Below are 22,470 nucleotides of genomic sequence, written 5' to 3' on the forward strand. Positions count from 1 at the left end.
GCCGTCCCGCACCCCGGCATTACGCAAGGAGTCTCATGGCCAGTCCGACCACGCCCGCCCGCGTCGCGGTGACCGACCCCGCCGCCGCGCTCGTCCGGCAGCTCACCGCGCAGCACGGGCCGCTCATGTTCCACCAGTCCGGCGGCTGCTGCGACGGCTCCGCGCCCATGTGCTACCCGGTGGGGATGTTCCTCACCGGCCCCGGCGACGTGCTCCTCGGTGCCCTTGACGTGGGACTCGATGGTCCCGTCGAGGTCTTCATGTCGGCCTCGCAGTTCGAGTACTGGAAGTTCACGCATCTGACGATCGATGTCGTGCCGGGACGCGGCGCCGGGTTCAGCGTCGAAGGTCCGACGGGGATGCGGTTCCTCATCCGCTCGCGCATGCTCGACCCCGTCGAGCTGGCGGGCCTCGGCCTGGCCTGACACGCCCCTGCCGGCCGGTTCGCCGGGGAGCGATGGGCGCGCGGTGTTGATCGGCGCCGATCCCGTTCCGTAGGCTCGGGGAGCCGTGCCGCGGAAGGCCGGCCACGACGCCGAGTCCGATCCGAGGTGCACATGAGCTCGTCCCGATCTCCCCGGAGACGTCTGCCGAGCGTCCTGGCCCCTGCCGTGGTTCTGGCCCTGGTGTTGGTCGGTTGCATGCCTGCCGCCCCGCCGTCTCCGACGCCCTCGTCGACCGATGTCGAGCTCTTCTCGGCAGAGGACGGCGTACGCTCCTCCGTCGATTTCGTCTTCGCGCTCCTCGCCGCCGGGGACGAGGAGAGCGCAGCCGAGAACCTCTACCCGGCGGTGGCTTTCGAGCAGCCGCTCGCTCTACTGCTCACCAGGAGCGGCGTCTACACGCAGATCGAGGACCGGCCGAAGATCCTCTCCGTCGACGACGTGACGGCGACGGAGGACGGGAAGAGCGGCACTGCGACCGTCACCTACGAGATGGCGGGCGCCGAGCACACGGACACGGTCGAGCTCCGACGGACGAGCGCGAACGAACGGGGTGCGGACGACTACGCCATCGTGACCTCCGAGGAGGACTTCGGGCTGGACGCGAGCGGCGTCGAGCTCCTCCCGGCCGACACGGTATACCGCATCCACGATGTGGACGTCAGCGCCGCGTTCCTCGCGGCCCGGGCTCTCGCGGATGGCGATGAGGTGCCGCGGATCCCCGCGTTCGGCGGTACGTATCCGCTGGAGATCACGGTGCCCGGCCCCGACGGCTTCACCGACACGGTGACCCTGCAGGCCTCGACCTTCCTCGGCGGCGACGGCACCGACGGCGTGCTGCGCGACTTCGCCGTCGAGCACGGGTACTGACTTCGAATCGCCCGATTGGTCCCATTTCGGCCGGAGATGCAGCCAATCAGGCGATTCGAACGGGATACGCTGGCCCCGTGAACGCACCGCACCGACCCTCCGTCCTCTTCGTCTGCGTCCACAACGCGGGGCGCTCGCAGATGGCCGCCGGCTTCCTCCGGCACCTCGCCGGCGACCGCATCGAGGTGCGCTCCGCCGGGTCGATGCCCGCTGCGGAGATCAACCCCGTCGCGGTGGCGGCGATGGCGGAGGTCGGCATCGACATCATGGCCGAGCAGCCGAAGGTGCTCACGACTGAGGCCGTGCAGGCGTCGGACGTCGTGATCACGATGGGCTGCGGTGACGCCTGCCCGTTCTTCCCCGGCACGCGCTACGAGGACTGGGTGCTCGACGACCCTGCCGGCCAGGGGATCGACGCCGTCCGGCCGATCCGCGACGACATCCGCGGCCGCATCGAAACCCTCGTGTCCGAGCTGCTCTGACCGGCGCTCAGCCGGCCCCGTCGAGCATCGCCTTCGCGGCACGCGTGCGGGCACGCAGGGCCTCGGCGAGCGCCGCGACCGCGGGGAGCCGCAGCGACTCGGGCCGCGCGACCATGTAGTACGGGAGCTTCTCGGCGAAGACCTCGGGCAGTAGGCGCACAAGATCCGGGTGCCGGTCCGCGGCGAAGCAGGGGAGCAGGCCGATCCCGGCTCCCGCGCGGGTGGCCTCGACGTGCACGAAGACGTTGGTCGAGGTGAGGCCGTCCTGCATGCCGGGGACGAGGCGGCGCGGAAGGTCGAGCGCATCCACCTGAAGCATCGAGTCGACGAAGTACACGAGTCGGTGCTGCTCCACCTCGGCGCGCGATGCCGGGGTGCCGGTCCGGTCGAGGTAGTCCCGCGAGGCGTACATACCGAGGGTGTACGTGCCGAGCTTCACGGCCTGCGCGCGGCGGGTCTGGGGCGCGCCCACGACCACCTCCAGGTCGAGCCCGGCGCGGTGCTCGGCGGCCCTCCGCGTGGCCGCGACGATCTCGACCGTCAGCCGTGGGTGTGCTCGGCGCAGCTCTGCGATCGCGGGGGCGGCGATGTAGGCGCTGAAGCCGTCGGTGGCGGACATGCGCACGACGCCGGCGATCGGGTCAGGAGTCTCGCCGGGGGCGGAGTCGAGTTGGGACAGCGCGGCCTCGATGCGTCCAGCGGTCTCGGCGGCGGTGCGCCCGAGGTCGGTGAGTTCCCACCCGGACGCGGATTGCGCGACGACCCGTCCGCCGAGCGCGTCCTCGAGGGCGGCGATGCGGCGCGCCACCGTCGTGTGATCGAGACCGAGGTGTGCGGCGGCGCTCGTGTACCGGCCGGTGCGGGCGACGGCGAGCAGCACGAGCAGATCGTCGGCACGAGGCCTCTTCGCCGCATCCATGCTGCAATTATGCACAGCCGCTGCGCGCCACTGGGCATTGCTGCAAGTCGAGCCGGTGCCGACACTGGAACGGATGTGTCACCGTCGACACCGAAGGAGAGAAATGACCGCCCCCACCCGCGCCTCCGGTCACCCCGCCGCCGCCCCGTCCTCCTCGAAGCTCAAGCGCGTCGTCGCCGCCTCCATGGCCGGCACCGTCGTCGAGTGGTACGAGTTCTTCCTCTATGCGACCGCCGCCAGCCTCGTCTTCGGCACCTACTTCTTCCCGGCCACCGGATCGCCGCTCGACGGCATCATCGCCGCTTTCGTGACGTATGCGGTCGGCTTCATCGCGCGGCCGCTCGGCGGCATCGTCTTCGGTCAGATCGGCGACCGTTTCGGCCGCAAGCCCACGCTGCAGGCCACGATCATCATCGTCGGCGCCGCGACCTTCCTCATGGGGTGCCTCCCCGGCTTCCAGAGCATCGGCTACTGGGCGCCCGCGATGCTCGTCGCGCTGCGCTTCATCCAGGGCTTCGCTGTCGGGGGCGAGTGGGGCGGGGCCGTCCTCCTGGTCGCGGAGCAGAGCCCCGACCGGTCGCGCGCGTTCTGGTCGAGCTGGCCCCAGGCCGCGGTTCCCGTCGGCAATCTGCTCGCCACGCTCGTGCTCCTCGTGAGCTCGTGGGCGATGAGCTCGGCGGCGTTCCTCGAGTGGGGCTGGCGCATCGCCTTCTGGCTCTCCGCGGTGATCGTGCTCGTCGGCTACTACATCCGCCGCAACGTCGAGGAGGCTCCGATCTTCCTGGAGGCGAAGGCGCAGGTCGAGGCGGAGAAGGCCACCTCCTACGGCGTCGTCGAGGTGCTGCGCCGGTATCCGATCGGGATCGTTCAGGCGATGGGCCTCCGTTTCGCCGAGAACATCGTCTACTACATCGTCGTCAGCTTCACGATCGTCTACCTGAAGACCGTCCACGAGTACGACACCAGTCAGCTGCTGCTCGCTCTGCTCATCGCGCATGTCGTGCACTTCGCGATCATCCCGCAGGCGGGGCGGCTCGCCGACCGCTGGGGCCGCAAGCCCGTGTACCTGACCGGCGCGATCCTCAGCGCGACCTGGGCCTTCTTCGCCTTCCCGATGTTCGACACCCTGAACCCCGGGCTCATCGTGCTCGCGGTCACCATCGGCCTCTGCTTCCACGCGTTCATGTACGCGCCGCAGCCGGCGGTCATGGCCGAACTGTTCCCGACGCGGATGCGGTACTCCGGCGTCTCGCTGGGGTCGCAGGTCACGGCGATCCTCGCCGGGTCGCTGGCGCCGATCCTGGCGATCCAGTGGCTCCGGGACTTCGGCTCCTGGCTGCCGATCGCGCTCTACATCGTGTTCGCCTGCATCGTCACGGCGATCGCGGTGCTCTCGCTGCGGGAGACGAAGGGCGTGTCCCTGCAGGCCATCGACGACGCGGATGCCGCCCGCACGAACGCACGCACCACGGCTGCGAGTGCCGCATGACGGATCTGCACGGACGTCGTGCTCTCGTCACCGGGGGAGCGAGCGGGATCGGTGCCGCCTGCGCGAGAGCCTTCGCGCAGGCGGGCGCCCGCGTGACGATCGCCGACATCGACGGTGACGCGGCCGAAGCCCTCGCCGACGAGATCGGCGGGCAGGCGTGGCAGGTCGACCTCACCGACCGCGATGCACTGGCCGCACTCCGCCTCGACACCGACATCCTCGTCAACAACGCGGGCGTGCAGCACGTCAGCCCGATCGAGGACTTCGACCCCGCCCGCTTCTCGCTTCTCCTGCAGCTGATGCTCGAGGCGCCGTTCCTGCTGACCCGGGCCGTACTCCCGGGGATGTACGAGCGGGGCTTCGGGCGGATCATCAACATGTCGAGCGTCCACGGTCTTCGCGCCTCGCCGTTCAAGGCGGCCTACGTGGCGGCCAAGCACGGCCTGGAAGGGCTGTCGAAGGTGACGGCGCTGGAGGGTGCCGCGCACGGCGTCACGAGCAACTGCATCAATCCCGGATACGTGCGCACGCCTCTCGTCGAGCGCCAGATCGCCGACCAGGCGCGGGTGCACGGCATTCCGGAGAGCGAGGTCCTGGAGAAGGTGCTCCTCACCGAAGCCGCGATCAAACGCCTCGTGGAGCCGGAGGAGGTTGCGGGCCTTGCCGTCTGGCTCGCCGCCGACGCCGCCGGGATGGTGACCGGCGCGAGCTACACGATGGACGGCGGCTGGTCCGCGCGGTGAGCCGTCACGCCGACGGAGAGGCCGCGGCGAGTACAGCGCCCCGCAGCCAGGAGCGATAGCGATCCGGCGACCACCCGGACTGCACGACGAGCTGCTGGTGGCTCTCCGGCGAGAGCAGGAACGACAGCACGTCGGCGAGGGCGTCGCCGTCGTGGTCCGGGTCGACGATGCCCCGGCGCTGAAGTTCCGCCGCGAACCCCCGGTAGTCCGCAGCCCGGTTCTCGAGGATGCGCTGGAGGGTGGCGTCGACGACCGGGTCGGAGAGCGCCGCGCCCAGGAGGACCGTCCAGAGCGCATGCCCCCGCTCGTTCGCGGCGGCGATCTGCGTGATGACGGCGTCGAGGAAGACGTCGTCGGGAAGGGTGGTCAGCCCGGAGCCGGCCTCGGTGTCGGCGAGGGTCTCGGCGGCCTCCGAGCCGGAGAAGGTGACCTCGAAGGCGGCGATGAGCAACTCCGCCTTCGCCGCCGTGGTCTTCACCGTCTCCGCGGAGACCCCGGCTTCCTTGGCGATCGCCGAGATCGTCGTCGCCTGGTATCCCTGCGCGGCGAACAGGCGGGCGGCTGCCGCGACGATGCGAGCACGGGTCTCCTCGGCCTGTCGGGTCCGCAGGGCGGAGCGGTAGGGGCGTGCACTCGACGTCATTGACTTTCCTCACGGGGTGATGAATACTTCAACGGTACAACCAACCCTATCGAGAGAGCCGCCATGTCCCGTTACCTCCTCACCTGCACCCCCGCCCACGGGCATGTGCTCCCGCTGCTGCAGGTCGCCAGGCACCTCGTCGCGGGCGGGCACGAGGTCCTCTTCCTCACGAGCACCCGTTACGAGGAGCAGGTGACCGCGGCGGGAGCGCGGTTCCGCCCGCTGCCGACGGGGGCCGACGTCGACCTCGACGACGCGAACGGCGCGTTCCCCGAGCGCGAAGGCCTCACCGGGGTGGCCGCCCTCCGCTTCGACATGAGCACTCTCTTCATCCGCCCGGGTCGGGCTCAGCTCGAGGCCGTGCGCGCCGAGCTGGCGCGGAACCGCATCGACGCCGTCCTCACCGAACCGCTGTTCGTCGGTGCGGCGCTGCTGCAACGGCTGCCGAAGGCCGAACGGCCCCCGGTCGTGGTCCTCGGGATCTTCCCGCTCGGCGCCCGCAGCGTCGACACGGCCCCGTTCGGGCTCGGAGTCACGCCGATGCGGGGGCCGTTCGGACGGGTGCGCAACGCCTTCCTGCGTCTGGTGGCGGAGCGCGTGATCTTCGGGGGCGTGCAGAAGGAGGCCGACGCCATGGCGCGCGAGGCGGTCGGCCGCGATCTCGGCGGATTCGTGCTCGACTGGGCGGGCCGCGCCGACGCGTACGTGCAGTTCTCGGTGCCGGCGTTCGAGTACCCGCGCTCCGACCTCCCGGCGTCCGTGCACTTCGCCGGACCCCTGCCCGCGGCGTCGTCGAGCGTGCCACTGCCCGAGTGGTGGTCCGACCTGGACGGACGGCGGCCCGTGATCCACGTCAGTCAGGGCACCATCGCCAACGCCGACTTCGGTCAGCTCGTGCTGCCGACCATCGCCGGGCTCGCCGCGACGGACGCGCTCGTGGTCGTCTCCACCGGTGGGCGCCCTGTCGACGCGCTCCCGGCGGAGCTGCCGGCCAACGTCCGCGTCGCCGAGTACCTGCCCTACGACCGGCTGCTGCCGGAGGTCGACGTGTTCGTCACCAACGGAGGCTTCGGCGGGGTGCAGCAGGCCCTGGCCCACGACGTCCCGCTGGTGGTCGCGGGGCAGACGGAGGACAAGGTCGAGGTCTCCGCCCGAGTCGGGTGGACCGGGGTGGGCATCAACCTGCGGACGAACGCGCCGAAGCCCGGGCAGGTGGCCGAAGCCGTGCGCCGGGTGCTGGCCGAGCCGACGTTCCGGGATCGCGCGCGGCAGGTCGGAGAGGCGATGCGCGCTGCGGACGCCTGGCAGACGCTCGACGCGGTCCTGGCCGCGGAGACCGCGAGCGGGGCCGCGGCCGACAGCTCGATGCACCGCTGAGCGCCGCGCGGGAAAGTGCATTCCCGCGCATGAACGCAACCGGGTGCAACGTCCGCCGGTATACCATCCGGGTATCGCCACGCAGCGTCAGTCCCCAGCTGACCACGGGCGGGACGGTCGAACCGTCAATGCGGAGGGAACGTCGAATTCCTTTCGATCCCGAGGGGGGATGGGGTGGGCGTCGGTTCCCCAGAACGGCACCCACCCCCACATCGGGGTCGTCGTCAGTTCCAGCGGCTGAGCATCCAGAAGACCGCGAATCCGATCACCACGAGGATCGGCACCCAGGTGCCCGTGCGCTTGAGGCGCCGACCCTGCGGCGCGACTCCCGGCGGTGGAGTGATCATCCCGGCCGGCGGAGCGAAGGGGAGAGCGTGGCCACCGAGCGTCGCGGTGGCGAGACGGTCGTCGCGCCACCGCGCCCACTGGTCGAGCTTGGTCAAGAGCGCCCCCACCGTCCCGAACAGCCACGCCCAGGTCGCCGGGTCGAGCGTCGAGGCGCGGCGGGGCGTGTAGAGGAACAGCCAGTCGTCGACGATCTCGACGTCGAGCTGGGCGGCGTTGTCGATGAAGCGCGCCATGATGTCGGGCGTGAAGAGGTAGAGCGCGTCCTGCTCGTAGCCGTCAGGGCAGTACAGGGTGAAGTGCTGGTCGAAGTCGCCCTCGAGCGACAGACGCTGCGCCCGCTGGAACGAGGCCGGCAGGTTGGAGCCGAAGCCGTTGTTGCCCTTCGCGTCGAGCACGATGTTCGGCAGGGGCACGTCGAGCTTCACGGCCACGTAGCCCCAGCGATACGTCGTCGAGTTCTTCCCGGACTGCACCGTGTACTGGTAGTTGCCGAACTCCACGAAGCGCGGGTTCGTCCCGCGGACCAGGTCGGTGGCCAGCCGCGAACGGCCGAGGTGGAAGATCATGCCGGGCAGCGGTGGATCGTCGACGCGCGGCTCGTAGGTCATGCCGTTGGCCTGGGCGAACCGGTGCAGGCGGTACCGGGCGGTGCGCGCGTTGCGGACGCCCATCCAGATGAGGACCCCCACTCCCGCGGCCACCAGCAAGAGGAGCACGAGCGGGATCGCCGCTGCGGCGGGAGAGCCGCTGCTCGCTGCCAGCGCCACCACCACGGAGGCGAGGATCGGGAGCAGCACGACCCCGGCGATCGCCACGGCCACGATGGCGATGATCGACGACACCGCCATGCCGGTCGTCCGCCGGGACCGGAGCTCCGCCGTGAAGGCGCGGACGGCGGCCGGGTCGACCGGGTCGGTGAGGGGCCGCGCATCGAACGACGCCGACGCCTGCGGAGACGTCATCGGTTGACCTCGTCGGCGTCCCACGTGAGGTCGGCGCCCTCGCGAAGTGCCTTCGCCTCCAGCCGCTCGTCCGTGCAGATCCCGCGGATGAGGTCGGGCGAGCCCGCCACGATGGTGGAGTCGTAGTCGATCTCCGAGACCATCACCCAGGCGCGATCGGCGGGCCACAGGATGTTCGGGCTCTGAGCGGCGGGCGGGAAGCCGTGCTCCTCGCCGACCCGGTCGCGCCACGGCACGCCGAGCACCCAGTCCGGATCCGCGAAGGCCTGGGCGCCCCCGGAGAACAGCACGTAGTCGCGCCCGGGGAGCTCCAATCGGGGCCCTTCGGAGATCTCGCGCGAGAGGATGCCGTCCTGCCAGGTGGGCTTCCGGAAGACGTTGTTGAAGGGGTCGTGCGTGCTGCGGTCGAGCATCGCCTGATGGTGCGGGTCTTCGCTGAACGTGAGGAAGACACGGGACGGCCCGTCTCCGAAGAAGCCGACCAGACCGCCGAACCCCTCCCAGAGTGCGACGACCCCGTCGTCCGGTGTCGCGGTGTGGGCGGCGAGGTGCCCGGCCAGGACCGTCACGAGGTCGCTGTCGAGCGCGCCCTCCATCGGCGCCGTGAACTCGCGGCCGTCCGGAGCGATGCGGGTCCGCCAGTCGGCGTCGACGGGAGTGCGCACGATCCGGTGCCACTGCGCCTCTGCGTGCATCGTCGTGCCGAAGGCGGCGGCGGTGTCCGCCCAGCTGACGCGCACGTCGGGATCCGCCGCCGTGGGACTCTCCCGCACCGTGGCGGGATGGAAGATCCGGGCGTACGCGGGGAAGCCGCGGGGGACGACCGCGTGCATGCTGCCCAGACCGTCGTCGAGGGTCTCCCGCAGCCACGCGCCGACGCCGGGGTCTGCGATCCACTCCATGCGACCACGGTACCGGCCGCGTCCGACGACGCGAGCCGCGGCCGTCGATCCCCCATAATCGAGGGGTGACTGCCACCGCCACTCTCCCCTCCCTCGACGGCCGACGCTTCCGCATGGTCTCGTCCACGACATCGGCCGTCGATCCCGATGCCCCCAGCGTCTTCGAGTACTTCGAACGCGACGGCGCGATCTGGGGCGGCTACGAGGGCGACACGGTCACCTTCGGGAAGTTCGTGGGTACGCGTACCGGCGACACGATCTGGGTCTCGTTCGTCCATGTGCTCAGGGCCGACGGCACCGTGGTCACCGGTGACGGCGAGAGCGAGCTGGAGCTGACCGAGGACGGCCGCATCCGCCTGGTGGAGCACTACGAGATGCACGGCCTCCCGCAGCTCAGCGTCGTCGAGGAGATCCCGGCCGCCTGACTCAGCGCGGCGGGAGCGCGTCCCGCCCCGGCGAGGCGGGCGTCCATCGCGTCATCCCGAGCGGAACCTCCGTCTGCCGCTCCGGCAGGTCGCCGGGAAGCAGGTAGGGCCGCCGGATGACCTCGTCGAGCACGACGACGCTGACCACCGTCCGCACCTCGGGAAGCTGCGCGATGACCCCCGTCGAGAACTCGTGCACACCGCTCACGTCGACCGCGCGGATGAGCAGCATCGCGTCGTGCTCCCCGGTCGTGATCGCGCACCACTCCACGTCCGGCATCTCGATGATCCGCTCCCGGAACGACGCCCAGGCCTGCGGCATGACCGTCACGAAGACGAGGGCCCCGATCGACAGCCCCGCCTTGGCCTGATCCACGCGTGCGCTGAATCCGGTGATGACGCCGTCGTGCACGAGCGACTCGACCCGCGTGTACGCGCTGGCCCGCGAGATGCCCACCTTCTCGGCCAGCGCGGCGATCGAGACGCGACCGTTATCGCGCAGCACATCGAGGATTCTGTACGCCGTCTCGTCCAAGGGGGCGGCACTTCGTCCAGATTGCTTCGACGGATCCGCGTCCTTGCTGGACATATTGCTCCTCACATCCGAGGTTCTCGACAATGCGTGCCTGTGTGACGCGCACTTGCTGGACACATCGTCGCATATGATGCGAATCTGATCCCCGGTCGTCCACATCGGTGGCGGCCGCACCCGAATGTACTCCTCGCCCTTGGAGGCCCTGATGTCGTCACGCCGTATCACGCCGGTCATCGCACTCGGAGCCGTCGCGCTCCTGGCGCTCGCAGGTTGCTCGGGGGGGAACTCCGCGAACAACTCCGAGTCGTCCCAGGGGTCCGACTCCCTCGTCATCGACACCGCGTTCTCCATCGAGACCACCGACCCGGGTCACACGTACGACCCGACCGGCAACATGATCGCGAAGGCGCTGTACGAGACCCTCGTCGACTTCGAGGGCTCCGACGTGTCCACTCCGGTCCCCGGCCTGGCGTCGTGGGAGCAGAACGACGAGGCGACCGAGTTCACCTTCACGCTCGAAGGCGACCGAGTGTTCTCCGACGGCTCGCCCATCGAGGCGAAGGACGTTGTGTTCTCGCTGCAGCGCATCCAGGGGATGGAAGACGCCAAGCCCAACTTCCTGCTCGGCGGCCTGAGGATCGAAGAGGTCGACGACAAGACCATCCGGTTCACCTCGGAGACGCCGCTGCTGCAGCTCCCCGCGATCCTCGCGAACCCGGCGCTCGGCATCGTCAATGCCGACGTCGTCATGGAGAACGGCGGGAGCACCGACGGCTCCGACAGCGCCCAGGGCTTCCTCGACGGCGAGTCCGCCGGATCCGGCCCGTTCGTGCTGGACACCCTCGACCTCAGCTCGCAGGTCGTGCTCGCCCGCAACGACGAGTACAACGGCGACGAGGAGTCGGCCTACAGCCGCGTCGTCGTGCGCAACGTCTCGGAGAGCGCGACCCAGCTCGCCAACCTCAAGGGCGGCGACTCGATGGTCGCGATGGACCTCAACGGCGACCAGGTCGCCGGTCTCGGCGACGACATCAGCGTCGACTCGGTGCCTTCCGGCCAGACCATCTTCCTGCTGCTCAACCAGGGCGAGGCCGGCGGCGACCTCGCGAACGTGAAGATCGCGGAGGCCATCCGCTACGCGCTCGACTACGACGCGCTGCTCGAGCTCGCCGGTGCCGGTGCGGTCCAGGCGACCGGCGTCATCCCGCCCGGCTTCGAGGGTGCCCTCGACAGCGGCGTGGAGCAGGACCTCGACAAGGCGAAGGCCGCGCTGAAGGAGGCCGGATACACCGGTCAGACCCTCAAGCTCCAGTTCCCGAACGACTACCCGGTCGGCGGCGTGGAGTTCACCCCGCTCGCCGAGCGCATCCAGGCGCAGCTCGAGGACGCCGGCATCGCGGTCGACCTCGCTCCGGCACCGTTCGCGACCGAGCTCGACGCGTACGTCAACGGCACCGAGGGCTTCGGCCTGTGGTTCTGGGGTCCGGACTACGCCGACTCCGCGAACTTCCTGCCCTTCGCCCCGGGTCTGAAGGTCGGCCTCCGCGCCGGCTGGGCGGCCGAGGCCAACCCGGAGATCGCGGGCATCGCCGCCGGTGCGGCCGCCGCGACCGACGCCGAGCAGCGCACCGAGGCCTTCACCGAGTTCGCCGAGGCCATGCAGGCCGAGGGCCCGTTCGTGCCGCTGATCGTCCCCGGTCGCAACATCTCCTCCGCCTCCAGCGTGTCCGGCGCCGTCTACAACTCCGTGTGGGAGATGGACATCGCCGAGATCCAGCCGGCCGGCTGAACGGATCGTCATGACGACAGTGGCCGTGCAGAGGCAGGCGCAGCGGCGCCGCTCGCCTCTCGTCGGATACCTGCTGCGGCGGGCCGGGACCTCTCTGCTCCTGTTGGTGGGCGTGACCATCGTCACGTTCGCGCTCACCAACCTGGTGCCGGGAGACCCGGTCTCGGCCGCGCTCGGTGAGGGCGCGTCGCAGAACCCCGCGACCCGCGAGGCGTTCATCAAGGCGAACGGACTCGACCAGCCACTGTTCGTGCAGTACTTCATCTATATGGGGAACCTGCTCCGCGGGGACCTCGGCACGTCGCTGGTGACCGGACGCCCGGTCACCAGCGACCTCGCCACCGCCGTGCCCGCGACGATCGAGATCGCCATCGGCGCGATCATCGTCAGCCTCGCGGTCAGCATCGTGCTCGGCACCCTCGCCGCGTACCGCCGCGGACTCGTCACCGACCAGGTCATCCGCGTCGTCACGCTCGTCGGGCTCAGCGTCCCGACCTTCTGGCTCGCGCTGGTCAGCTTCTACGTGTTCTTCCTGGAGCTGCGCATCGCCCCGGGCTCCGGACGCATCTCGCCGTCGATCACCCCGCCTCCCCGCGTGACCGGGCTCTACACGGTCGACTACCTCCTGAACGGCGACGCGGTGGGCTTCTTCGACGCCCTCGCGCACCTCGCGCTGCCGGTCATGGTGCTCTCGCTCGTGACCATCGGACTGCTCACCCGCTTCATCCGCACGTCGGTGCTCGAGGTCCTCGGCAGCGACTACGTGCGCGCGGCCCGTGCCAAGGGTCTGCCGGCGATGCGCGTCATCCTCGACTACGTGCTCCGGGGCGCCTCGCTGCCGATCCTCACCGTGGTGGGTGTCGCGTTCGGGGCCCTGCTCTCCGGAACGGTGCTCGTCGAGTCGGTGTTCGCCTGGCCGGGGCTGGGCACCTACGCTTACAACTCCGCCGCGAACCTCGACCTGCCCGGCATCATGGGCGTGGGTCTCGTGGTCGGTGTCATCTACCTCCTCATCAACTTCATCGTGGACCTGCTCTACGGCGTGCTCGACCCGAGAGTGAGGATCGCATGAGCCGCATCGCCGCAGTGACCCCCGCCGGACGCTTCCGCTTCCGCTGGCCGCGCGCCTGGCGCACCCCGCTCGGCATCATCGGTACCGTCATCGCCGGTGCGTGGATCATCGTCGCCTTCACCGCGCAGTGGTGGGTGCCCTACCCGCCGAACGCGCAGGTGCTGCCCCGTCTGCAGCCGCCGGGCATCGATACGATCCTCGGTACCGACGGCAACGGTCGCGACATCTTCTCCCGGCTGATGACCGGCGCGACGGTGAGTCTGCCGCTCGCGCTCATGCTCGTGATCGCCGCCCTTATCATCGGCACCCTCGTCGGTGCGGTCGCCGGCTACTTCGGTCGCGCCGTCGACGAGACGCTCATGCGCATCACTGACCTCTTCATGGCCTTCCCGACCGTGATCCTCGCCATGGTGGTCGCGGCGTCGCTCGGCCCCTCGCTGTTCAACGCCGTCATCGCCGCGATCGTGGTCTCGTGGCCGCAGTACGCCCGCGTCACCCGCAGCATCGTGCTCGGTCTCCGCGGGCAGAACTATGTGATCGCGGGCCGCCTGCTCGGCCACTCGCCGCTGCGCACGCTCTTCGTCGACATCCTGCCGAACATCGCCGGCCCGGTCCTCGTGCTCGCGACGCTCGACATCGGCGCGGCGATCCTGCTCCTCTCGGGACTCTCCTTCCTCGGTCTCGGCGCGCAGCCGCCGACGGCGGAGTGGGGGTCCATGATCTCCGGGGCGATGCAGAACTTCGACGCCTGGTGGCTCGGAGTATTCCCCGGCCTCGCGATCCTCACCGTGGTGCTCGCGTTCAACTTCCTCGGCGACGCGATGCGCGACGTGCTCGACCCAACCGCCGAGATCACACACGAGAAGCAGGCGGAGCACACCGCCTCCGCGACGGGGGTGCCCGCATGACCGCGCAGAGCACGGCGACGCTGAGCATCCGCGACCTCACGATCGACATCGGCCGTCCGCTCGTGAAGGGCGTGTCCCTGGAGCTCGAACCAGGGCGCATCCACGGCCTCGCGGGGGAGTCCGGCTCCGGCAAGACGCTCACCTCCCTGGCGGTGCTCGGCCTCCTGCCGCGACAGGCGAAGACCGGCGGCTCGATCCTGCTCGCGGGGGAGGAGCTCGTCGGTCGTAACCGACGCGGTCTCAACCGCGTCCGCGGGAAGCGCATCGCGATGGTCTTCCAGGACCCGTCGGCCTCGCTGCACCCGCAGCTGCCGGTCGGTCGGCAGCTCACCGATCACATGCGCGTGCACCTCGGCCTCAAAGGCGCCGCTGCGCGCGAGCGGGCGGTGGAACTGCTCCAGACCGTCCAGGTGCCGAACCCGGCCGAGGCGTTGAAGCGGTATCCGCACCAGTTCTCCGGCGGACAGCGGCAGCGCATCGCGATCGCGTGCGCCCTCGCGTGCGACCCGGAGGTGCTGCTCGCGGATGAGCCGACGACCGCCCTCGACGTGACGGTGCAGGCCGGCATCCTGAAGCTCCTGCGCGACCTCGCGATCGAGCGGAATCTCGCCGTCCTGCTCGTGACCCACGACCTGGGCGTGATGAGTGCGATCGCGGACACGGTCGCCGTCATGAAGGACGGCCGCATCGTCGAGCTCGCCGATCGGGAGACGCTCTTCCGCGCCCCGCAGCACGAGTACACCCGCATGCTGCTCGCGGCCCTCCCAGGGTCGCGCATCGACGAGAGCCCCGAGGAGGCCGCGGATGAGTGAGGTCAGCGTCCTCGACGCGCGTGACGTGGTGGTGCGGTACCCGGGCACCCCGCCCGTGATCGCGGTGAACGGCGTCTCGCTGAGTGTCGCGGCGGGAGAGACGGTCGCCCTCGTGGGCGAGTCCGGCAGTGGCAAGTCGAGCCTGGCCCGCGCCGTCGTGGGCATCGAGAAGGCCGCCGCCGGGACGGTGTCGTTCCGCGGCGCCCCCGTCGCGCCGCTGGGGATCCGTCGTCGTGACACGGCGCTCACGGGCATCCAGATGGTCTTCCAGGACCCGGCGACCTCGCTGAATCCGCGCCGGCGGATCGGCGACCAGATCTCCGACGGCATCGCGACCGCCCGTGCGCGCGGTGCCGCCGGTTCCACCGTGGAGGAGTGGCTGGAGCGGGTCGGACTGCCCGCCGAGGTGCGCACCCGCTTCCCGCATCAGTTCTCCGGCGGCCAGAAGCAGCGCATCGCGATCGCCCGAGCGCTCGCGGCGCGGCCGTCGCTGCTCGTCGCCGACGAGCCCATCTCCGCCCTCGACGCCTCCACCCAGACGAGTGTCGCGGGACTCATGCGGGATCTCGTGGCCGAGTCCGGCGCGGGGATGCTCTTCATCTCCCACGACCTCGCCGTCGTGCGCCGCATCGCCGACCGCACGTTCGTGATGTTCGGCGGGACGGTGCTCGAATCCGGGCCGACCGACGAGCTCTGGGCGGCGCCGCGGCACCCCTACACGCAGGCGCTGCTCGCCGCGATCCCGGAGCCCGACGGCACCGGCCGAATCCCCGATGCCCCCTCCGCCGACGACCGCGCGGTCTGGGCCGAGGTGCCTCCCGTCGCCTACTAGACGGGCACGACGAAGCCGATCCGGTGCTCCGTCAGTCGGAGTGCGTGCGTGACCGCGACCGCCGGTGGCGTCGGATCGACATCGCGATCCCGACGGCGATGGCGATCGCCAGCAGCGCCGCCATCAGTATCGAACTGGCGGTGTCGCTGATGAGACCCTGCATACGCAGGATGAGCACAGCGATGGCCACGATCAGCAGGGTCGCGGAGGCGATCCATCGTCCTGAGTGGAGCGTCATGATCCGGTCCTCTCGTTCATTGGGAGTAGCATCCGGTGATGATGCCGGCCCACTGGCGGAGCCGGACGCCCTTCCCGCTACGCGAGCAGCCGATCAACTGAGACTGGCTCCTCCCACGAGTACCCGCCGCATTCGTGCGCTGTAATGTTACATTGCGGTCGAGGGCGCGGCGATCTACACCGTGGTGCGTCGGGCCCGATCGAGGTCTTCGGCCCGGAGGAGCTTCGACGCCTGGAGGATCTCGACGCCGAGAAGATGCCCGTCGGCGTCGAAATCGAGGATGATCTCCCCTGCTCCGTGCGGGTTGCGTATCTCCGGTACCTGCGCGACGGATTCACCCGCGTGGAGCTCGCGCCCGACCGGGAGGTAGGCGGCATCCGCTTCTGGGTCATATCTGAGGTGCATCGACGGCCTCCGTTCGTTCCTCCGCCACCGTCGTGGTGACGGCGAAGGGCCGGAGCGTGCGCTCCGGCCCTTCGCGTGTCCCGTGCGATCAGAGCGGCGCGACGATGTCCTGCTTCACGTCCCACTCGGTGATCTCTAGGGCGACGTCGACCGACTGTCCCTGCACGGTCGCGGAGCTGGTCGAGGCGAGGTTGACGTAGTCGTCGGTGACCTCGAACACGACCTCGACCGGCGTGCCCGCCTGCTCGACGGTGCCGCTGACGAGGTAGACCTTCTGGCCGAGGCGCTCGCCGGTGCCGGTCACGGTGAACTCGCCCGTGATGGCCTTCGCCGTCTCGGCGGGGTCCATCGCGGTGACGTCCTTCGCGGTGGTGCTGAGGCCGGCGATGATGGGGTCGCTCGACGACGGGTCGGCGGTCTGCCAGTCGCTCGACGGCGACTTCACCCAGACGTCGTCGCCGATCGCGACGATCGAGCCCATCGGCGAGAGCGACTCCAGCGCCTTCTCGGACGGGTTGAAGCGCGTGGTGGACTCCATGCCCATCACGACGGTCTTGGCGGCATAGCCGGCGGTGTCGGTCATGGCCTCGGCGATGCAGGCGCCGAGGGCCGAGCCGTCGACGGTGGCGCCGTCGGCCAGTTCGGGGCAGTCGGAGGACGGCGCTTCGGCCTCCTGCGATGCGGCCCCGCTCGGCTTCGACTCGGCCGGCTTGTCCGACGCTCCCGCCGAGCATCCGGTGAGCATGACGGCGGCGGCGAGCACGACGCCGACCCCCCACTTGTTGACGCGCATGGCGCCCCCCTCCAGGTCAGTGCCGATGACCGTCATCAGGCACGCCCTCCAGCATGCCAAGGACGGAGCGGATGTGCGGGAGGCGGTTCCGAGGAAACTCCGCTAGACTGTCGAGGTTGTCTGCCTTGCGGCGTCCATTCGGGATTCCACGGGCGGGCACGTGCACACACCCTCCTGCTCCCGGGAAATCCCCGAGAGCCGTTCTAGTCCGAAGGAGGTGGGTAAGTGACGCACCAGTACGAACTCATGGTCATTCTGACCCCCGAGATCGACGAGCGCCAGGTCGCCCCGACGCTCGACAAGTTCCTGAAGGTCATCACCAACGATGGTGGCTCTATCGAGAACGTCGACATCTGGGGCAAGCGCCGTCTCGCCTACGAGATCCAGAAGAAGACCGAGGGCATCTACGCCGTCGTCAACTTCACCGCGACCAGCGCCGCCACGCAGGAGCTCGACCGTCAGCTCAAGCTGAACGAGCAGATCATGCGCACCAAGGTGCTCCGCGCCGAAGAGGCTCAGGCGATGATCGCTTCCGAGGCCAAGCGCTCCGAAGAGAAGGCTGCCCGCAAGGCCGCCAAGGCTGCGAAGGCCTAAGTCTCATGGCCGGCGAAACCGTCATCACCGTGGTGGGCAACCTCACCGCCGACCCCGAGCTGCGCTACACGCAGAACGGGCTGCCGGTGGCGAACTTCACCATCGCATCGACGCCTCGCAACTTCGACCGTGCCGCGAACGAGTGGAAGGACGGCGAAGCGCTGTTCCTCCGCGCCTCGGTGTGGCGTGAGTTCGCCGAGCACGTGGCGGGCTCGCTCACCAAGGGCATGCGCGTGATCGCGCAGGGTCGTCTGCGCCAGCGTTCCTACCAGGACCGCGAGGGCAACCAGCGCACCGCGATCGAGCTGGAGGTCGACGAGATCGGCCCCTCGCTCCGGTACGCGACCGCGCAGGTCACCCGTGCGGCCTCGGGCGGTGGCGGCGGGGGACAGTCCCGTCCCGCGCAGCAGCAGCAGGTGTCGGAGGAGCCGTGGTCCACTCCCGGCTCGTCGACCAGCGCCGATGCCTGGAGCACTCCGGGCAGCTTCGGCGACGACACCCCCTTCTGAAAACACTTCTTCACGGGTGGGTCCCTGAGCTTGTCGAAGGGCCGCACCCCGCTCATCACTAAGGAAAAGCAATGGCTGGAAAGTCGAGCGGCGACCGCCGCAAGCCGCGGAAGGGCGCGAAGAACGCCGCCCCCGCGAAGTCCATCCGGGTCGGCGTCATCGATTACAAGGATGTCGCCACCCTCCGCAAGTTCGTCTCGGAGCGTGGCAAGATCCGCGCCCGTCGCATCACCGGTGTGTCGGTGCAGGAGCAGCGTCTGATCGCCACCGCGATCAAGAACGCGCGCGAGATGGCGCTCCTGCCCTACGCTGGCGCCGGCCGGTAAGGGGTACTGAGATGGCAAAGCTGATTCTCACGAACGAGGTCGCCGGGCTGGGTAGCGCCGGTGACGTGGTCGAGGTCAAGAACGGGTACGCCCGCAACTACCTCATCCCCCAGGGCTTCGCTACGGCGTGGACCCGTGGTGGCGAAAAGCAGGTCGCTTCGATCCAGGCCGCGCGTCAGGCACGCGCGATCCACGACCGCGACGAGGCTGTGGCCCTGAAGAACACCCTCGAGGGCACCAAGGTGCGTCTCGCGGTGAAGGCCGGCAAGGAAGGCCGTCTGTTCGGCTCGGTGAAGACCGCCGACGTCGCAGAGGCCGTCACGGCTGCGGGCCTCGGCTCGATCGACAAGCGCAAGGTGCACATCACCTCGCCCATCAAGGCGACCGGTGAGCACGAGGCGACCGTGCGTCTGCACGAGGACGTCACTGCCGTCATCACGCTGCAGGTCGTCGCCGCGAAGTAAGGCACCCGACGGGCCACGCCTGTCGAACGGAACGCCCCCTGTCCTCCGGGACAGGGGGCGTTCGTGCATCCGGACGCGGTGAGGATCAGGCGACATTTCTCATACGCCGACGCAACATGCAGTGCTGTTGGCTCGATTCCATGGCGACACCACCCCCCTTCCCGACATCCAGAGCGCCCTGGGGCGATGCCGCGAAGGGGCTGCTGATCGTCCTCGTGGTGTTCTGGCACGTCGTGCTGAAGACCTACCTGCAGGTCGACTGGCGGCTCGGCATCCCCCTTCCCGGGGCCTGGGGCCTCGCGAGCGACCTCATCTGGCCGTTCCTCATGCCGCTGTTCCTGTTCCTGTCGGGGTACTTCGCCTCGGCAGCCTTGGCCCGGCCCTGGGCGGCCGTGTTCCGTCCCCGCGTGGTCCGCTTCCTGTATCTGTATCTGCTGTGGAGCCTCATCCACGCCGCCGCCATGCGGGCATTCCCGGACTTCCCGACGTTCGTGCCGCGGAGCGTCTCCGCGTTCGTGGAGGGGGTGACGATCAGCCCGCCGAACACCTGGTACCTCTACGCGCTCGCGCTGTACTTCGTCGTCGCGAAGGGCCTGCACCGACTGCCGCGCGGCGTCCTGTTGGTGGGCTCCGGCATGCTCTCGGTGGCGGTGGCCGCCGGACTGGTCGACGTGGTGAGCAACCGCGGATCGCTCCTCTACAACCTCTTCTTCTTCCTCGGAGGTGCGTACCTCGCGCCGCGCATCCGTCGCTTCACCGCGAAACCACGACCGGCCCCCGCCGGGGCGCTGACCCTCGGGTATCTCGCCGCCTACGCCGTCATGCGCGTGACGGGCACGGAGACCGTTCCGGGGGTGTGGCCGGCGGTGTCCGTCCTCGGGGTGGCGATGGGAATCGCGGTCGCTCCGATCCTCGCGGGCCTCCCTCTGGTGGGGCGGGGCCTGCAGGCGCTCGGCGTCCGGACACTGCCCATCTACCTCCTGCACATGCCGCTGCTGGCCCTTGCCGACGCCGCGCTCGTGGGGGTGCTGTCCGACGCGGGGCAGGCCGTGCAGCTGCTCGCGGCTGTCCTGCTCCCGGTCGTGCTCACGGCGGGTCTTGTCGCCGCGTGCATCGGCCTCGATCGCCTCACCGCTCGCGACGGACTCACCTGGCTGTGGGATCTGCCTCGTCGGCGGACCGCGGCCGGCGGTGCTCCTCGCAGAGTCCCCTGGCGGACACCGGTCGCGGTGCTGACCCTGGTGGGGGTCGGCCTCGCCGTCAGCGCGGCGGCGGCGATCCCCGCCCGCCCCGCCGCGATCGCCGACCGCGCCGGCACCCTCGCGGGAGAGGTCAGCATCGGCGCCGTGGGCGACATCCTGCTGTACGACGCGTCTCGCGGGATCCCGGCGGATCGCGGACGATCGACCTTCGACGAGGTGCGCCCCTGGTTCACCGAGGACATCGTCACCGGCAACCTGGAGCAGGTGATCGCGGCGGACACCGGCGTCGACAAGTGCGCCGGGAGCGACCACTGCCTCGCGTTCCGCAGCGAGCCGGATGCCGCTACGGCGCTGCGCGGCTTCGACGTGCTCAATCAGGCGAACAACCACAGTCACGACTTCGGCCGGGAGGGCGTCGACGAGACGAGGGCCGTTCTGCGCGCGGAGGGCATGGACGCCGTCGGGGACCGGAACGAGGTCGTCGTGACGAGGGTGGGGGAGACCACCGTGGCCCTGGTCGGCTTCGCGCCGTATGGGGGATTCAACCGGGTCACCGACCTCCGTCACGTCGGTCAGGTCGTGCGTGCGGCGGCGGAACAGGCCGACCTCGTCGTCGTCCACGCGCACATGGGCGCCGAGGGACCGGAGGCCGACGCGGTCACCGGGGGGACCGAGCTCAGCTTCGGGGAGAACCGGGGCGATCCGCAGGCGTTCGCGCACGCGGCCGTCGACGCCGGCGCCGATCTGGTGGTCGGGCACGGCCCGCACGTCGTCCGGGGTGCGGAGTTCTACCGCGGCCGCCTCATCGCGTACAGCCTGGGCAACTTCGCGGGAGGGGGCATCTTCGGGGCGGAGGAGGAGACCCGTTTCGGCGCCTACCTGTCGGTCCGTCTCGGTGCGGACGGCACCTTCCTCGGCGGACAGATCCGGTCCGTCCGTCTTGACGCAGAAGTCGGTGCCCCGGCGCCCGATCCGACCGGTCGCGCAGGCGCACTGATGGACGAGCGCGGGCGGCGGGACTTCCCGGGCAGTGCCGCCGTCATCGACGCCGACGGATCGATCGCCCCGGGCGGAGGATAGGCTGCTGGCCATGACGGACGACGTTCGCAATGTGCACGAGGCCCTGTCCACCATCCACGAGCATTGGCAGCCGCACCGGCTGACGAGCGTCAACGACTACGACGTCAAGGTCGTGAAGCTGCAGGGCGAGTTCGTCTGGCACACGCATCCCGAGACCGACGAGCTGTTCTTCGTGGTGAGCGGACGCCTGACGATCCAGCTCCGCGACCGCGACGTCATCCTGAACCCGAACGACGTGTTCGTGGTGCCCCGGGGCGTCGAGCACTGCCCGAAAGCCGAGGAAGAGGTGCACGCGATCCTCTTCGAGCCGAAGGGCACGGTCAACACCGGAGACGCAGGCGGCGACATGACGGCAGATCTCCAGGAGCTCGGCTAAGCCCCCGCATCGCGTCCCGTGCGTCCGCAGAACGGGCGCACGGATGCCCCGCGGTGGGGGGACCACGGGGCATCCGCCGTTTGCGCGGCGGTCACGCTCGGCAGAGGAAGCGCAGCGAGGGCTGCACCGCACGTGCGGACGCTGCCGCGCACCGGCGGGGGCGAGGATCGTCCATTGAGTCAGTCCTCGACCACCAGGCGGCGATCCCGAGTATCGGTAGGGTCCCGGTTGGTGCCCCGGCGGCTCTGACTTGCAGCAACAGATCGCCTTGGACGTTGCGATTGATGGCATCCAGGGTTGCGCGGCCAGGCGGACCGACCCCCGCCGCGCGCCCGTGAGCAGTATCGCGAGCTCAAGGCTTATAGGTGACGTGTACGTCGATCTCGCGGCCGAGTTCGAGTTCGATGCGTTTGGCGAGGCTGCGGCCTTCTCTCTCCCACGCGTCGCGTTGTTTCTCCAACTCGTCTTCGGGCATGCTCGAGTACAGAAAATCTTCCCAACGGCTGTTCCATGCGAGGAGCTCCTGTACGAGACCGTCCGAGAGCCCTGAATCTTCGGGATCGAGGTCACCTGCCTCGAAACCTGGTGTCTCCTCCCAAACGGGGAGGATGTTTCCGTAATCCGGCGATAGGCGCAAAAGGCGTCGAGACATCATGGTGTCCTTCGTGGGCGGGCTGGCTAGCGGACCAAGTTGAGTCCTGAGCACTGTCGACCAGGGTAGGCGTTGATGATTCTCTGATCTGTTTTTCCGAGGAACAGCCGGACTCACGGCTTCCGGCACCACTCGGGAGGGCAGATGCAGCGGCTGCTGTCGGCGTTTCCATCGAGGACGACGTGACGAAGCTGCGCCTCGCCGAACGGGCGCACGGATGCCCCGCGGTGGGGGGACCACGGGGCATCCGCCGTTTGCGCGGCGGTCACGCTCGGCAGAG

At 69.7% G+C, this 22,470-nt stretch carries 27 protein-coding genes; 18 read left to right on the forward strand and 9 right to left on the reverse strand.

Annotated features, from left to right (window positions below; genetic code table 11):
• Window positions 1-35 precede the first annotated feature (35 nt).
• The 3 genes from KVS71_RS02360 to KVS71_RS02370 all read left to right on the forward strand — a co-directional run bounded on the left by KVS71_RS02360 (window position 36) and on the right by KVS71_RS02370 (window position 1,795).
• Window positions 36-425: a DUF779 domain-containing protein gene (locus KVS71_RS02360; protein WP_217583504.1), complete on the forward strand. Its 390-nt coding sequence runs from the start codon at window positions 36-38 to the stop codon at window positions 423-425.
• Window positions 426-641: 216 nt separating this feature from the next.
• Complete coding sequence (locus KVS71_RS02365) at window positions 642-1,313, forward strand: hypothetical protein (protein ID WP_217583506.1); 672 nt, start codon at window positions 642-644, stop codon at window positions 1,311-1,313.
• A gap of 77 nt (window positions 1,314-1,390) precedes the next feature.
• On the forward strand, window positions 1,391-1,795 hold the full coding sequence (locus KVS71_RS02370) for an arsenate reductase ArsC (protein WP_060922064.1): 405 nt from the start codon (window positions 1,391-1,393) through the stop codon (window positions 1,793-1,795).
• 7 nt (window positions 1,796-1,802) lie between these two features.
• On the opposite strand, the gene KVS71_RS02375 is transcribed toward KVS71_RS02370, so the two are convergent.
• Window positions 1,803-2,714 carry a LysR family transcriptional regulator gene (locus tag KVS71_RS02375; RefSeq protein WP_217583515.1) on the reverse strand — a complete coding sequence of 304 codons (912 nt, stop codon included), beginning with the start codon at window positions 2,712-2,714 and terminating at the stop codon, window positions 1,803-1,805.
• A gap of 103 nt (window positions 2,715-2,817) precedes the next feature.
• Here KVS71_RS02375 and KVS71_RS02380 point away from each other — a divergent pair, with 103 nt between their 5' ends.
• Both KVS71_RS02380 and KVS71_RS02385 read left to right on the forward strand, forming a co-directional pair.
• A complete protein-coding gene (locus KVS71_RS02380; RefSeq protein WP_217583517.1) occupies window positions 2,818-4,203 on the forward strand; it encodes an MFS transporter in 1,386 nt (461 codons plus the stop codon).
• Window positions 4,200-4,946, forward strand: coding sequence for a 3-hydroxybutyrate dehydrogenase (locus tag KVS71_RS02385; protein ID WP_105950690.1), 747 nt, complete (start codon window positions 4,200-4,202; stop codon window positions 4,944-4,946). Before KVS71_RS02380 ends, KVS71_RS02385 begins: the two co-directional genes overlap by 4 nt.
• Window positions 4,947-4,950: 4 nt before the next feature.
• Here the strand turns inward: KVS71_RS02385 and KVS71_RS02390 are convergent, their stop codons facing one another.
• Window positions 4,951-5,589, reverse strand: a complete 639-nt coding sequence (locus KVS71_RS02390; protein WP_217583518.1) for a TetR family transcriptional regulator — start codon at window positions 5,587-5,589, stop codon at window positions 4,951-4,953.
• A gap of 63 nt (window positions 5,590-5,652) precedes the next feature.
• Here KVS71_RS02390 and KVS71_RS02395 point away from each other — a divergent pair, with 63 nt between their 5' ends.
• Entirely contained in the window at window positions 5,653-6,966 is a 1,314-nt protein-coding gene (locus tag KVS71_RS02395) for a glycosyltransferase (RefSeq protein ID WP_217583520.1), read from the forward strand.
• Between the two features lie 224 nt (window positions 6,967-7,190).
• On the opposite strand, the gene KVS71_RS02400 is transcribed toward KVS71_RS02395, so the two are convergent.
• Both KVS71_RS02400 and KVS71_RS02405 read right to left on the reverse strand, forming a co-directional pair.
• The gene (locus tag KVS71_RS02400; RefSeq protein ID WP_217583522.1) at window positions 7,191-8,276 is read right to left on the reverse strand and encodes a DUF3137 domain-containing protein; all 1,086 of its coding nucleotides are present in this window, start codon (window positions 8,274-8,276) and stop codon (window positions 7,191-7,193) included.
• Complete coding sequence (locus tag KVS71_RS02405; RefSeq protein WP_217583524.1) at window positions 8,273-9,178, reverse strand: hypothetical protein; 906 nt, start codon at window positions 9,176-9,178, stop codon at window positions 8,273-8,275. Before KVS71_RS02405 ends, KVS71_RS02400 begins: the two co-directional genes overlap by 4 nt.
• A 65-nt stretch (window positions 9,179-9,243) precedes the next feature.
• Between KVS71_RS02405 and KVS71_RS02410 the strand changes: the two genes are divergently transcribed.
• Complete coding sequence (locus KVS71_RS02410) at window positions 9,244-9,603, forward strand: hypothetical protein (protein WP_231919542.1); 360 nt, start codon at window positions 9,244-9,246, stop codon at window positions 9,601-9,603.
• A 1-nt stretch (window position 9,604) separates the two neighbouring features.
• Here KVS71_RS02410 and KVS71_RS02415 read toward each other — a convergent pair whose 3' ends face one another.
• Complete coding sequence (locus KVS71_RS02415; RefSeq protein WP_234024180.1) at window positions 9,605-10,192, reverse strand: Lrp/AsnC family transcriptional regulator; 588 nt, start codon at window positions 10,190-10,192, stop codon at window positions 9,605-9,607.
• 151 nt (window positions 10,193-10,343) lie between these two features.
• Here KVS71_RS02415 and KVS71_RS02420 point away from each other — a divergent pair, with 151 nt between their 5' ends.
• Genes KVS71_RS02420 through KVS71_RS02440 form a run of 5 tightly spaced genes read left to right on the forward strand, consistent with a single transcriptional unit; the run spans window position 10,344 to window position 15,551 of the window.
• The gene (locus tag KVS71_RS02420; RefSeq protein WP_217583531.1) at window positions 10,344-11,927 is read left to right on the forward strand and encodes an ABC transporter substrate-binding protein; all 1,584 of its coding nucleotides are present in this window, start codon (window positions 10,344-10,346) and stop codon (window positions 11,925-11,927) included.
• Between the two features lie 10 nt (window positions 11,928-11,937).
• Window positions 11,938-12,999 (forward strand): ABC transporter permease, encoded by a 1,062-nt coding sequence (locus KVS71_RS02425; protein ID WP_058631931.1) that lies wholly within the window; start codon window positions 11,938-11,940, stop codon window positions 12,997-12,999.
• Window positions 12,996-13,907 carry an ABC transporter permease gene (locus tag KVS71_RS02430; protein ID WP_217583538.1) on the forward strand — a complete coding sequence of 304 codons (912 nt, stop codon included), beginning with the start codon at window positions 12,996-12,998 and terminating at the stop codon, window positions 13,905-13,907. Before KVS71_RS02425 ends, KVS71_RS02430 begins: the two co-directional genes overlap by 4 nt.
• Window positions 13,904-14,719 (forward strand): ABC transporter ATP-binding protein, encoded by an 816-nt coding sequence (locus tag KVS71_RS02435; protein WP_062765819.1) that lies wholly within the window; start codon window positions 13,904-13,906, stop codon window positions 14,717-14,719. The genes KVS71_RS02430 and KVS71_RS02435 overlap by 4 nt, the downstream gene beginning before the upstream one ends.
• On the forward strand, window positions 14,712-15,551 hold the full coding sequence (locus KVS71_RS02440) for an ATP-binding cassette domain-containing protein (RefSeq protein ID WP_217583540.1): 840 nt from the start codon (window positions 14,712-14,714) through the stop codon (window positions 15,549-15,551). The genes KVS71_RS02435 and KVS71_RS02440 overlap by 8 nt, the downstream gene beginning before the upstream one ends.
• 31 nt (window positions 15,552-15,582) lie before the next feature.
• Here the strand turns inward: KVS71_RS02440 and KVS71_RS02445 are convergent, their stop codons facing one another.
• The 3 genes from KVS71_RS02445 to KVS71_RS02455 form a co-directional block, all read right to left on the reverse strand.
• Complete coding sequence (locus KVS71_RS02445) at window positions 15,583-15,789, reverse strand: hypothetical protein (RefSeq protein WP_105950682.1); 207 nt, start codon at window positions 15,787-15,789, stop codon at window positions 15,583-15,585.
• A gap of 174 nt (window positions 15,790-15,963) precedes the next feature.
• Window positions 15,964-16,194, reverse strand: a complete 231-nt coding sequence (locus KVS71_RS02450; RefSeq protein WP_060922052.1) for a DUF2283 domain-containing protein — start codon at window positions 16,192-16,194, stop codon at window positions 15,964-15,966.
• Window positions 16,195-16,282: 88 nt separating this feature from the next.
• Complete coding sequence (locus KVS71_RS02455) at window positions 16,283-16,987, reverse strand: hypothetical protein (RefSeq protein WP_231919541.1); 705 nt, start codon at window positions 16,985-16,987, stop codon at window positions 16,283-16,285.
• A 225-nt stretch (window positions 16,988-17,212) separates the two neighbouring features.
• Between KVS71_RS02455 and rpsF the strand changes: the two genes are divergently transcribed.
• The 6 genes from rpsF to KVS71_RS02485 all read left to right on the forward strand — a co-directional run bounded on the left by rpsF (window position 17,213) and on the right by KVS71_RS02485 (window position 21,538).
• Entirely contained in the window at window positions 17,213-17,581 is a 369-nt protein-coding gene (gene rpsF / locus KVS71_RS02460; protein ID WP_021201450.1) for a 30S ribosomal protein S6, read from the forward strand.
• Between the two features lie 5 nt (window positions 17,582-17,586).
• The gene (locus KVS71_RS02465; RefSeq protein WP_025102815.1) at window positions 17,587-18,090 is read left to right on the forward strand and encodes a single-stranded DNA-binding protein; all 504 of its coding nucleotides are present in this window, start codon (window positions 17,587-17,589) and stop codon (window positions 18,088-18,090) included.
• 71 nt (window positions 18,091-18,161) lie between these two features.
• A complete protein-coding gene (gene rpsR / locus KVS71_RS02470) occupies window positions 18,162-18,416 on the forward strand; it encodes a 30S ribosomal protein S18 (RefSeq protein ID WP_017203799.1) in 255 nt (84 codons plus the stop codon).
• Window positions 18,417-18,427: 11 nt separating this feature from the next.
• Entirely contained in the window at window positions 18,428-18,880 is a 453-nt protein-coding gene (gene rplI, locus KVS71_RS02475; RefSeq protein ID WP_105950679.1) for a 50S ribosomal protein L9, read from the forward strand.
• Between the two features lie 140 nt (window positions 18,881-19,020).
• Window positions 19,021-21,162 (forward strand): CapA family protein, encoded by a 2,142-nt coding sequence (locus tag KVS71_RS02480; RefSeq protein ID WP_217583542.1) that lies wholly within the window; start codon window positions 19,021-19,023, stop codon window positions 21,160-21,162.
• 10 nt (window positions 21,163-21,172) lie between these two features.
• Window positions 21,173-21,538 (forward strand): cupin domain-containing protein, encoded by a 366-nt coding sequence (locus tag KVS71_RS02485; RefSeq protein WP_217583550.1) that lies wholly within the window; start codon window positions 21,173-21,175, stop codon window positions 21,536-21,538.
• Between the two features lie 352 nt (window positions 21,539-21,890).
• On the opposite strand, the gene KVS71_RS02490 is transcribed toward KVS71_RS02485, so the two are convergent.
• A complete protein-coding gene (locus KVS71_RS02490; protein WP_217583552.1) occupies window positions 21,891-22,193 on the reverse strand; it encodes a hypothetical protein in 303 nt (100 codons plus the stop codon).
• Window positions 22,194-22,470: the final 277 nt, after the last annotated feature.

Source organism: Microbacterium sp. GbtcB4 (assembly GCF_019091465.1).
Taxonomy (GTDB): Bacteria; Actinomycetota; Actinomycetes; order Actinomycetales; family Microbacteriaceae; genus Microbacterium; species Microbacterium paraoxydans.